This is a genomic window from Candidatus Poriferisocius sp. (genome assembly GCF_965208475.1).
Classification (GTDB): Bacteria; Actinomycetota; Acidimicrobiia; order Acidimicrobiales; family Bin134; genus Poriferisocius.
Genome location: NZ_OZ242338.1, coordinates 3,874,214 through 3,884,384 on the forward strand (window position 1 = coordinate 3,874,214; position 10,171 = coordinate 3,884,384).

Here is a 10,171-nt window from a genome sequence, read left to right on the forward strand (position 1 = left end):
GCTTGGGTGACGACGAGCAAGTCGAGGCCCTGTTAGGCCGAGTGCCCCAGGGTGCCTACGAGGTGGTGCTCAGAGCCGACGTCGGCACTCCTCGGGTATTGCGGAACGCTCCATTTCTGGACGACGGCACCCCCATGCCCACCCGATACTGGCTGGTCGGCCCCGACGACGTGTTGCGGGTGAGCCGACTGGAGGCTGCCGGGGGGGTGCGCCGGGCCGAAGCTGCCGTCGATCCAGAAGAACTGGCCGACGCCCACCGCCGTTACGCCGCCGAGCGGGACGCCGCCATTCCCGAAGGCTATGGAGGCCACCGTCCTTCGGCCGGCGTGGGCGGCACCCGCCGGGGGGTCAAGTGCCTGCACGCCCATTACGCCTGGTTCCTGGCCGGGGGCGACGATCCGGTGGGCCGCTGGGTGGCCGAGCAGTTGGATCCCGAGGCGGTGCCATGAGCCCTCCGGTGGTGGCGGCCATCGACTGCGGCACCAATTCCACCCGCTTGTTGGTCAGCAGGGGCGGTACTGAAACGCTTGACCGGCTGATGACCATTACCCGACTGGGGGAGGGGGTGGATCAGACCGGCCGACTGGCTTCAGGGGCCATCGAGCGCACGCTGGACTGCCTGCGGCGCTATCGGGAGGTGATGGACCGCCACGGGGTGGAGGCCGTGCGGATCACCGCCACCTCCGCGGCCCGGGACGCGGCCAACCGCGATGAGCTGTTCGACATCGCCAAGGCGGTGGTCGGAACGAGGCCCGAGCTCTTGAGCGGCCAAGACGAGGGGCAGCTTTCGTTCAGAGGGGCCACCACCGACCTCAATCCAGATCTGGGACCGTTTCTGGTGGTCGACTTGGGAGGGGGCTCCACCGAGTTGTGCGTGGGCACCACCGCTTGCGAGGCAGCCATGTCGCTGGATGTGGGTTGCGTTCGCCTCACCGAGAAATACCTGCACAGCAACCCGCCGAAGCCCGAGGAACTGCACGCCTGCATTTCGGTGACCGGCGCCCATCTCGACGATGTAGACCGGGAGATGCCCGCCGCCCGCCAGGCCCAGACCCTTGTGGGGCTGGCCGGCACGATTTCTACTGCGGCGGCGGTTGAACAGGGGCTGCCCGCCTACGACCGGGACAAGATCCACCACTTCGAGCTGGCCAAAGCCGCGGCCGAGGATGTATTCCGCACCCTGGCCACCGAATCTCGGGCCGACCGGGCCTTCAATCCGGGGCTGGAGCCAGGGCGGGTTGATGTGATCGTGGGCGGGATGGCGATACTGGTGAAGATCATGCGGCACTTCGGGTTCGAGTCTTGTCTGGTCTCGGAGTCGGACATCCTCGACGGGATGGTGCTGAGCTTGCTGGACTGACTGCCGCACGCTCTTCTGATTTAGTAGGAGGGGAGGGAGTAGGTTTGCGGGTGGTGCGGACGTGGTCTCGATTTCGGGGTACTCGGGACGGACAGGTGCTTCGCGGCTCCCGGGTGGAACTGCGTCCCCTGGTGGAAGGCGACTTCGCCGAGTGGCAGGCGGTGCGCCGGGCCAACCGCGACTGGCTGACCCCATGGGAGCCGAGCCCGTCCAGCTCCCAGCCCGATGTGGTAGAAGACCGAGTGGCCTTTGCCGCCCGGTGCGGTGCCCGTGACCGGGAGCGCCAAATGGATGCTGGATACGGGTTCGGGGTGTTTGCCGAGGGCCGGCTAGTGGGGGAGATGAACCTGTCGGGCGTGCAGCGGGGCCCGTTCCAGAGTGGCCATGTGGGGTATTGGATCGACTACCGGTATGCCGGTCAGGAGTACACCCCCGAGGCCTTGGTAGTGGTGCTGGACTACGCCTTCGAGACTCTGGGGCTGCACCGGGTGCAGATCAGCATCATCCCCCGCAACCAGGCCAGCCGCCGGGTGGTGGAGAAGCTGGGCATCCGCGACGAGGGGATCGCCCTTCGCTATCTGGAAATCAACGGTCGCCGGGAAGACCACGTCCGCTACGCCATCACCTCCGAGGAATGGCAGGAGCGGGGGCCTGAGCTGGTAGCCGGCTGGATGAGCTAGCTAGCTCGATTTGCTGATGGCCTCCTTGAGGGCGGCCACCTTCTGCTTGAACTCTGGCTGGGTCATCGACCAGGCCTGCGGCTCGACCTCCCGGGCGACCGCAGCCTCGCTGTCGGCCACCGACCCCATGTCGAAAATGGTCTGCTTCATGGCCATGGTGAGTTCCCGCGGGGCTCGGGCCGGGCGGCCGGCCATGCGGCGGGCCTCCTCCAACAGAGCGTCGTCGTCCACGCACTTCCAGGCCAGCCCGATCTCGGCGGCTCGCGGCCCATCGAGCCGCTCGCCGAACAGCACCATGGCCATGGCCGTCTGGCGGTCGCAGATGTTGCGCAGCCGCCAGGTGTGGCCCCCGCCGGGATGGATGGCGATCTGGAGGAACCGGCTCTCGAACATCGCCTTGCGCCCCGCCACAATCACGTCGCAGGCCAGGGCAAAATTCATCCCCGCCCCCACCGCCGCGCCGTTCACCGCGGCCACGGTGGGCAGCGGGGTGTGGGCCACTCGCAGGAATCCGGCGTAAATGGAGTTCAGGCCCTCGGGGTCGGCGGCGGACAGCAGCTCATTCAGGTTGGCCCCCGCGGAGAACGCCGGGGGGGTGCCGGTGAGGACCACCGCCCCCACCGATGTGTCGGCTTCCAAGGCGTCGAAGGCGGAGTCGAGCTCACGGTTCATGTCCAGGCTGACCGCGTTGCGCACCTCCGGGTGGTTGAGGGTCACGGTGGCGACGCCGTCGTCTATGTCGATGAGCACAAGAGCCATGTCCTGAGAATAGGGGTAAAGCGGTTAGGTTGGCCCAGTGACCGAATCTCGGCATCCTCGACGCGCCGGCCGAGCCCTGTCCTACCGCAATTACCGGCTGTTCCTCTCCGGTGCCATCGTGTCCAACTCCGGGGTATGGGTTCAGATGATCGCGCTTGCTTTCGTGATCAAGGAACTGACCGATAGCGGCACGTGGGTTGGTCTCGGCGCCATGATGCAGACGTTGCCCGCGGTGGGATTGGGCATGGTGGGAGGGGCGCTGGCCGACAGGTTCCCCCGACGCGTCATGCTGATGTTCACCAACTCCGCCCAATCGCTGATCGCACTGGGGTTCGCGGCCATGTGGGCCAGCGGAGTGGACCGGCCCCTGGCCTACATCGCCCTAGGAGTGGTGAACGGGTGCGTCAACGGCATCCAGCTTCCGGCCTGGCAGGCGTTTGTCAGCGAGCTTGTGCCTCGCAGGGCCTTGTTGAACGCGGTCACCTTGAATTCGGCCCAGTTCAACGCCTCACGGGCGGTCGGCCCTGCAATCGGTGGGGTAGTGCTGGCGTTTGGCGGACCGGGATGGTCGTTTCTGGTCAATTCGTTGTCGTATGTGCCCGCGGTGCTGGTCATAGCACTGATCCGGGTGCCCCGCCTGGCCCCTACCGGGGAAGGTCGTCCGAACATCTTCAAAGACGGTGCAGCCGCAGTGCGCTACGCGAGGACCCATGCAGGAATCCGGCGGGCCATATTGATTATCGGGGTGGTGGCCTTTTTCGGGCAGCCCATCATCCACCTGGTGGTGATCTTCGCCGACGACGTCTTCCATGTGGGTGAGTTCAAGTACGGCATTCTGGCCGCAGCCAGCGGGATCGGGGCAGTTCTGAATACCCCGTTTGTCGCCATAAAGGGCGGCCAAATCCCCCGCAGCCGCCTAGTGGGCTTGAGCTGGCCGGTGTACGGCTTGGCTCTGCTGGGGTTCGCCTTGTCTCCCTACTACTGGCTGGCCGTGGCCGCTTTGGCGGTTCTAGGTGCGGCGCACATCGCCACTTCGTCTTCCCTCAACACCGTTGTCCAGCTTCAGGTGGAAGAAGCGCTCAGGGGCAAGGTGCTGGCCCTGTATTTGATGACCATGTTGGCTGGACTGCCCCTAGGCGCCCAGCTTCAGGGGGCACTGGCCGATCTGATCGGCCCCCGCTATGCGGTGGGCACCGCTGGGGTGCTCTTGGCGGCCACCGCCCTGTGGTGGGTGATCAGCGGCCGGACCAAAGTGCTCGACCTGAATTAGAAGTTGTCACTCCTGTCGGGATACTGGGTTTATGAAAGAAATCAAAGGGGAAAGCCAGAACACCACGACACGGGAGATGAGGGTTGTGCGCGGCGACCGCCGGGACCAGGAGGACAGCACCGGGCGGTGCCTGGCATTTGCCGACGCCGCAAGGCAGTTGGGCCCGGCCGTGCGGAGTCAGGGGCTGGACATGCCCAGCTTCCGCAGCCCGCCTCGGCAAGTAGGCCGCCGCCGCACGCTGATTCGTCATGGCGATGGCTCGGCAACGGTCGCGGTGATGGTGCAGAACCGTCTCTGGGTCTCGGTGCTGGCCGACATGATCGAGGGTGTGGTGGTGGCCAATCAATTGGATGGCATCGACGCCGAAGCAATGCGTGACGAACTCTGGGCCGCGCTCGAAGCCGAATCAGCTCAGCGGGAAGCGGCCTGAGCATGGGGTTAGACCGAAATCTCCGGCTGAGGTTTGGCCTATGATGTCCAGGCCATGCTTCTCACTGAGATTGACCACATCGCCATTGCCGTCCACGACCTAGATCAGGCTATTTCCTTCTACGAGACAGCTTTCGGCGCCTCCGTGGTCCATCGCGAGGTTGTAGAAAACGACGGCGTAGAAGAGGCCTTGATCAAGGTGGCCGAATCTTATATTCAGCTCACCGCGGCCACTCGCGAGGACTCGCCGGTTGCCAAGTTCCTGGCCAAGCGAGGCGAAGGACTGCACCACGTCGGCTACCGGGTGGATGACTGCGCCGCGGCCATCTCCTCCATGGTTGCGGCCGGGGCCACCCCCATTGATGCCGAGCCTCGACCTGGTTCTCGGGGAACCACCGTTGCCTTCATCCACCCCAAAGGCGCCTGCGGCACCCTCATCGAGTTGGTTCAAGAATAGTTCTACCCGCAAGACCGTAAGCTGGAGCGGTGGCAATGCGTCGGGCAACGCTCATTGTTGAGGGCATGACCTGCTCGGCCTGCGTCTCGCGGATCGAGCGGAGCCTGACTGCCGTGGCCGGCGTGGCCGAGGCCCAAGTCAACTATGCCTCTGGCCGAGCTTCAGTGGCTTGCAATGAAGGTATCGATGATACCGAATTGCAGGCCGCCGTGGTTGCCGCAGGATACGCCGTCCGCCTCTCCGGTGGACCGATGGATGAGCGCCCTGTCCAGCCCGACGAACTGAGCCGACTGATTTTTTCGGCGGCGATGGGCGTGCTGGTGGTGCTGTTGACGATGGTCGATGGGCTGGCCTTCGACTGGGGCTTTCGGGCGTCGGACTGGCTGGCCGCGGTGCTGGCTGCCGCGGTGGTGTTCGGGTCGGGCTGGGGGTTCCACCGTCGGGCTTGGGCCCAGCTCAACCACCGGACCGCCACCATGGACACCTTGGTTGCGGTGGGCACGGCGTCATCGTGGATTTGGTCCGCGGTGGTGCTGGCTGCTCAGGTCGGCAACGGGCACCTCTATTTCGAGACCGGTGCAGTGATTGTGGTGTTGGTGTTGCTGGGCCGCTATTTGGAAAGCCGGGCCCGCAGGCGGTCGGGTGACGCCCTGCGGGCTCTGGCCGTGCTGGTCGCACCGGAAGCCCGACTGGAGGATGGAACCGACGTGCCGGTGGCCAGCCTGCAAGTGGGCAGCAGGTTCATAGTGCGGCCGGGTGAGAGGATCGCCACCGACGGTGTGGTGGTCGGAGGCGCATCCGCGGTGGACATATCCATGGTCACCGGGGAGCCGGTTCCGGTGGAGGTCGGTCCCGGCGATGCCGTGCTGGGAGCTTCGGTCAACGCCAACGGATCGCTGGTGGTGGAGGCCACCGGGGTAGGAGCCGACACCGTGCTGGCTCGGATCATGCATTTGGTGGAGCAAGCCCAAACCAACCGGACTCGCATCCAGCGACTGGCTGACCGGATCTCATCGGTGTTCGTGCCCGCCGCGGTGGTGATCGCGGTGGCCACGTTGATCGGCTGGCTGGCTGCCGGACAGCCCGCGTCCGAAGCGTTCACCGCCACGGTGGCGGTGCTGATCGTGGCCTGCCCGTGTGCGTTGGGCTTGGCCACCCCATTGGCGGTGATGGTCGGCACTGGGCGGGGATCGCAGCTCGGGATCATTGTCAAGGGTGGGGAGATGCTGGAGGACACCCGACAGCTCGACACCGTGGTGTTCGACAAGACCGGCACCGTGACCGAGGCCCGCATGGAGGTGGTCGAGGTTGTCACTCCGGGGGGCGATCCCGATGAGTTGCTAGCCTTGGCCGCTTCGGTTGAGGCTCGGTCCGAGCACCCCATTGGCCGGGCTATCTCTGAGGCGGGCGACGGCTGGCAATCGGTGACCGGCTTCGAGAATCGACCGGGCATAGGGGCAGTCGGCACGGTGAACGGCATTCAGGTCCAGGTGGGCAAGCGGGATCTATTCGACGATGTGCCCGAGGCAGTGGAACTGGCTGCGGCCCAGGTAGAGGCCATGGGCCGGGTAGCGGTGCTGGTCGGCCGGGGGTCGGTGGCCGAAGCTGTGGTCACCGTGGATGACCGGTTGCGTGACTCCGCCCCCGCCGCGGTGGCCGAGCTCAAGTCTTTGGGGCTCGACACCGTGCTGTTGACCGGAGACCATCCCCGCCGGGCCCGGGCCGTCGGCGATGTGCTGGGCATCGACCGGGTGGTGCCCGGTGTCGGACCCGACGGCAAGGCCGCCGAGATCGCCCGCCTGCAAGCCGAGGGCCGCCGGGTGGCCATGGTGGGCGATGGCGTCAACGATGCCCCGGCCCTCAGCCAAGCCGACATTGGCATCGCGATGGGCACCGGCACCGACGTGGCCGCCGAGGCAGCCGACCTCACCATCATGTCGTCCGACCTGAGATCGGTGGCCAGCGCCATCGCCTTGAGCCGGCGAACCATGAACACCATCCGCGGCAACTTATTCTGGGCGTTCTTCTACAACACGGCCGCCATCCCCCTGGCCGCTGCTGGGATTCTGGAGCCGATATTCGCGGCCGTCGCCATGGTGGCGTCATCGCTGTTCGTTGTCACCAACAGCCTGCGCCTTCGCCGTTTCCAACGCGGCTAGGGGCTACTGGCACGAAACCGCCATACCCGCAACGCCTTCGCCGTTTCCAACGCGGCTAGGGGCTACTGGCACAAAACCGCCACACCGGCAATACCTTCGCCGTTTCCAACGCGGCTAGGGGGAAATGATCCTTGGGCTGGCCTTCGTCAGATCTCGCCGGCCAGAAAGGCTAGAAGCACCTCGTTGGTCCGCTCGGGGGCTTCTTCGGGAATGAAGTGGCCACAGCCGGCGGGACGGGCCCGGTAGTCTGGGAAGTGGTTCGCGAAGGAGTCGGCATAGGGGTTGCCGTGGGGGATGTGGTCGTCGGCCGGGAACCCGTCCTCGAACGCTTGGGGCATGAGGAACGCCGAGTATAGGTACAGCGCGGGATGGGGGTAAGTGCGGCCGAGGTCCTCAGGGCCGAACACCGGGAACACCCCGAAGTCGGGATGGCTGAAGAGCAAGCCGGGGTGGTTCCACATCTCGGCCACTTGCGCCGAGGTTCGGTACACCAGGTTGCCGTCGGCATCGGGGAGATGGAACGGCAGGGCGTCCCGATAGTACGAGACGGCGTGGAAGTGCGATCCGGGCTGTTCGAACGCGGCCCGATAGTGCTCCACATCGTCGGCGTTCCAGTGCTTGGATGGGTCCCAGTCGGCCATTGCCCGGCCCGGGTCTTGGACCTCGTTGTCGGTGACCGGGGCCTTCCACGGCGAGTGGGGCGGCGGACCGTAGCTGCCCTCGATTCCTCCGAAGATCGAGTTGATGAACTCGCCGGAGTATTGCTCCCAGAACTGCTCGGCCTCCGGCTCGCACTTGAACCAGTATCCGTGGATGCCCCACGGGATCCACACTGAGCACAGGGTGTCCGCCAACCCCAGCCGGGTGAACCGGTCGGGATACTCCAGGGCCGCCTTGAAGGCCACGATCCCGCCCCAGTCGTGGCCCACTAGCGGGCACTGCTCGATGCCCAGGGCATCGATGAAGTCCACGATGTCGCGGGCCAAAAGGTCGCGGGTGACCCGCACTCGGGGCTTGTCGGTGCCGCCGTATCCCCGGGTGTCGGGGGCGTATACCCGGTAGTGCTCGGCCAGAACCGGGATCTGATGGCGCCACATGTGGGAGGTCTGAGGGAAGCCGTGCAGCAGCACCACCGGGGGCGCATTCTCGTCGCCGGCAGCCAGATAGTGGAAGCGAAGGCCGGCGGTGTCGATGTAATGGGACTCGGTCATGAGGGCTCCTGAGATCGGTTCGAGGCGGTCGCGACACTAACCTCACCTGACGGAGGCTGACTTGGCGCAGACAAGCGATAATACGACCGTGATTCCTGAGCGATACTCCGGCTACCAGACTCGGCTACGGGCGGGGGCGGTGGATTTCACACCGGTGCCGGGGGATGTGGCGGCCAATCTGAACAAGATGACCCGCTGGATAGCCGAGGCTGCCGAGGTGGGAGTGGGATTGCTGGTGTTCCCCGAGGAGGCGCTTACCGGGGCGATCCACTGTGACGACTGCGAGCACCTGGGCGGGCCGTGCGGGCTGCACAGGTCATTGGCCGAGACCGTGCCCGGGTCATCGACCGAGGCGCTAGCGGGCCTGGCCGCGGAGCACGACGTGTACTTGGTGGTGGGCATGATCGAGCAGGATCCCGACGACCTTGACGCCCTCTATAACGCGGCGGCGGTGATCGGGCCCGAAGGCATCATCGGCACCTACCGCAAGCTGCACTTGGGCTCGCTTCCGTTCGTGACCGAGGGGGTGTCGTTTCGGCCCGGCACCAGCCTGGACGTGTTCGAAACCCGCTACGGCCCCATCGGCGTGCAGATCTGCTACGACTTCTGGCTCAACCCCGAGGGCAGCCGCCTGCTGGCCCTCCAGGGCGCCCGGATCATCGTCAACCCCACCGCAGCGTTTGCCGGGGGGCCCGACAAGGTGGAGTCCATGCGCCGAGTGGCCGCCAGCCGGGGACAGGAGAACTTCGTGTTCACCATCTCGGCCAACCAGGTGAGCGGCATCGATGCCGGCGACAGCCTGGAGGACAGCTTCGACGGGGCACTGCCCGCCAACTATGCCGGGCACAGCCTCATCTGCGGTCCCCACTTCCCCGATTTCAGCCACATCTATGCCGAGGGCTCCGACACCGAGGGCCTGGTGATCGCCGACTTGGACTTCGAGGTGCTGCATCGCTGGGACGATGTGTGCCCGTGGCGGCAATGGCGGGCCACCCACCAGTCGGGCACCTCTGAGTTGTTCGCCACCGAGTTCGCGAAACTTGTCCACGGTCCACCGGGCCAATAATGCCACCGGCTCAATAATGGAGGAAGCCACATGAGCACCGAACCAAGAATCCTGCCCTTCGAGGACATCGACTGGGTGGACGAGTCCAAGAACCCCGATGCCCCCGCGGAGCTGATTGCCAAGGCCAAGGAGATGGGTGCCGGGCGCAAGCACGTGGCTCGGGGAGAGGGGGGCTTTTGGTGCCAGTACACCACCATGCCTGCCGGCTATCACGTCCCGCCCCACAGCCACGACCAGAACGAGTTGTTGATCGTGGTGTCGGGTGGCTGTGAGGTGTGGCCCGACGGCGCCGATGGCCTCTCGGCACAGCTTGGTCCGAAGGACTCGGTGATCCTGGCGGCCAACCACAAATACTCGTTCACCTGCGGTCCCGACGGCATGGAGTTCTTCGTACTGCGTCCCGGCGACGCCGCCGCCTCGTTCAACCAGTCCTAACCTCCAGAGGAGCCCGCTCATGGTCGGCCGCTAGGGTGCCGCCATGGGAAACCGACTGGAAGGCAAAGTGGCAATAGTGACCGGCGCGGGGGGTGGCATCGGGCGAGAGCACGCCCGTCTGCTAGCCTCCGAGGGCGCCAAAGTGCTGGTAAACGACCTCGGCATCCGCAAGACACCAGAAGGGGTGGCGGCCAACGCCGAGCGGGTGGCCAGCGAGATCTCCGCCGCCGGGGGCGAGGCGGTAGCCAGCAGCACCTCGGCCACCTGGGACGGCGCCGCCGAGATCGCGCAGCAGGCAGTGGACTCCTTCGGGCGCCTCGACATCCTGGTCAACAACGCCACCGC

Annotated in this window: 11 protein-coding genes and 1 pseudogene; 10 read left to right on the forward strand and 2 right to left on the reverse strand. The window is 65.9% G+C overall.

The window, feature by feature from the left end:
* The first annotated feature begins 2 nt into the window (after positions 1 to 2).
* Genes ACOGXA_RS18205 through ACOGXA_RS18215 form a run of 3 tightly spaced genes read left to right on the forward strand, consistent with a single transcriptional unit; the run spans position 3 to position 2,040 of the window.
* The gene (locus ACOGXA_RS18205; RefSeq protein ID WP_419925249.1) at positions 3 to 449 is read left to right on the forward strand and encodes a DUF501 domain-containing protein; all 447 of its coding nucleotides are present in this window, start codon (positions 3 to 5) and stop codon (positions 447 to 449) included.
* Positions 446 to 1,360: an exopolyphosphatase gene (locus ACOGXA_RS18210; RefSeq protein WP_419925250.1), complete on the forward strand. Its 915-nt coding sequence runs from the start codon at positions 446 to 448 to the stop codon at positions 1,358 to 1,360. Before ACOGXA_RS18205 ends, ACOGXA_RS18210 begins: the two co-directional genes overlap by 4 nt.
* 53 nt (positions 1,361 to 1,413) lie before the next feature.
* On the forward strand, positions 1,414 to 2,040 hold the full coding sequence (locus tag ACOGXA_RS18215) for a GNAT family N-acetyltransferase (RefSeq protein ID WP_419925251.1): 627 nt from the start codon (positions 1,414 to 1,416) through the stop codon (positions 2,038 to 2,040).
* Here ACOGXA_RS18215 and ACOGXA_RS18220 read toward each other — a convergent pair whose 3' ends face one another.
* Complete coding sequence (locus ACOGXA_RS18220) at positions 2,041 to 2,799, reverse strand: enoyl-CoA hydratase-related protein (RefSeq protein ID WP_419925252.1); 759 nt, start codon at positions 2,797 to 2,799, stop codon at positions 2,041 to 2,043.
* Positions 2,800 to 2,836: 37 nt separating this feature from the next.
* On the opposite strand from ACOGXA_RS18220, the gene ACOGXA_RS18225 reads away from it, so the two are divergent.
* Genes ACOGXA_RS18225 through ACOGXA_RS18240 form a run of 4 tightly spaced genes read left to right on the forward strand, consistent with a single transcriptional unit; the run spans position 2,837 to position 7,114 of the window.
* Complete coding sequence (locus ACOGXA_RS18225; protein ID WP_419925253.1) at positions 2,837 to 4,069, forward strand: MFS transporter; 1,233 nt, start codon at positions 2,837 to 2,839, stop codon at positions 4,067 to 4,069.
* 31 nt (positions 4,070 to 4,100) lie between these two features.
* A complete protein-coding gene (locus ACOGXA_RS18230) occupies positions 4,101 to 4,499 on the forward strand; it encodes a hypothetical protein (RefSeq protein WP_419925254.1) in 399 nt (132 codons plus the stop codon).
* A 54-nt stretch (positions 4,500 to 4,553) separates the two neighbouring features.
* Positions 4,554 to 4,955: a methylmalonyl-CoA epimerase gene (mce, locus tag ACOGXA_RS18235; protein ID WP_419925255.1), complete on the forward strand. Its 402-nt coding sequence runs from the start codon at positions 4,554 to 4,556 to the stop codon at positions 4,953 to 4,955.
* A 35-nt stretch (positions 4,956 to 4,990) separates the two neighbouring features.
* Positions 4,991 to 7,114, forward strand: a complete 2,124-nt coding sequence (locus ACOGXA_RS18240; RefSeq protein ID WP_419927014.1) for a heavy metal translocating P-type ATPase — start codon at positions 4,991 to 4,993, stop codon at positions 7,112 to 7,114.
* A 146-nt stretch (positions 7,115 to 7,260) separates the two neighbouring features.
* Here ACOGXA_RS18240 and ACOGXA_RS18245 read toward each other — a convergent pair whose 3' ends face one another.
* On the reverse strand, positions 7,261 to 8,325 hold the full coding sequence (locus ACOGXA_RS18245; protein WP_419925256.1) for an alpha/beta fold hydrolase: 1,065 nt from the start codon (positions 8,323 to 8,325) through the stop codon (positions 7,261 to 7,263).
* A gap of 88 nt (positions 8,326 to 8,413) precedes the next feature.
* Here ACOGXA_RS18245 and ACOGXA_RS18250 point away from each other — a divergent pair, with 88 nt between their 5' ends.
* The 3 genes and pseudogenes from ACOGXA_RS18250 to ACOGXA_RS18260 form a co-directional block, all read left to right on the forward strand.
* Entirely contained in the window at positions 8,414 to 9,391 is a 978-nt protein-coding gene (locus ACOGXA_RS18250) for a carbon-nitrogen hydrolase family protein (RefSeq protein ID WP_419925257.1), read from the forward strand.
* 30 nt (positions 9,392 to 9,421) lie between these two features.
* The gene (locus ACOGXA_RS18255) at positions 9,422 to 9,826 is read left to right on the forward strand and encodes a cupin domain-containing protein (RefSeq protein ID WP_419925258.1); all 405 of its coding nucleotides are present in this window, start codon (positions 9,422 to 9,424) and stop codon (positions 9,824 to 9,826) included.
* A gap of 43 nt (positions 9,827 to 9,869) precedes the next feature.
* Positions 9,870 to 10,154: pseudogene (locus ACOGXA_RS18260) on the forward strand (SDR family NAD(P)-dependent oxidoreductase); the annotation flags it as partial.
* Positions 10,155 to 10,171 lie beyond the last annotated feature (17 nt).

Bases quoted from the DNA above. Each gene is read 5' to 3' on its own strand.
- ACOGXA_RS18210 (WP_419925250.1), top strand. From the start codon at position 446: ATGAGCCCTCCGGTGGTGGCGGCCATCGACTGCGGCACCAATTCCACC.
- ACOGXA_RS18220 (WP_419925252.1), bottom strand. From the start codon at position 2,799: ATGGCTCTTGTGCTCATCGACATAGACGACGGCGTCGCCACCGTGACC.
- ACOGXA_RS18230 (WP_419925254.1), top strand. From the start codon at position 4,101: ATGAAAGAAATCAAAGGGGAAAGCCAGAACACCACGACACGGGAGATG.
- mce (WP_419925255.1), top strand. From the start codon at position 4,554: ATGCTTCTCACTGAGATTGACCACATCGCCATTGCCGTCCACGACCTA.
- ACOGXA_RS18240 (WP_419927014.1), top strand. From the start codon at position 4,991: ATGCGTCGGGCAACGCTCATTGTTGAGGGCATGACCTGCTCGGCCTGC.
- ACOGXA_RS18245 (WP_419925256.1), bottom strand. From the start codon at position 8,325: ATGACCGAGTCCCATTACATCGACACCGCCGGCCTTCGCTTCCACTAT.
- ACOGXA_RS18255 (WP_419925258.1), top strand. From the start codon at position 9,422: ATGAGCACCGAACCAAGAATCCTGCCCTTCGAGGACATCGACTGGGTG.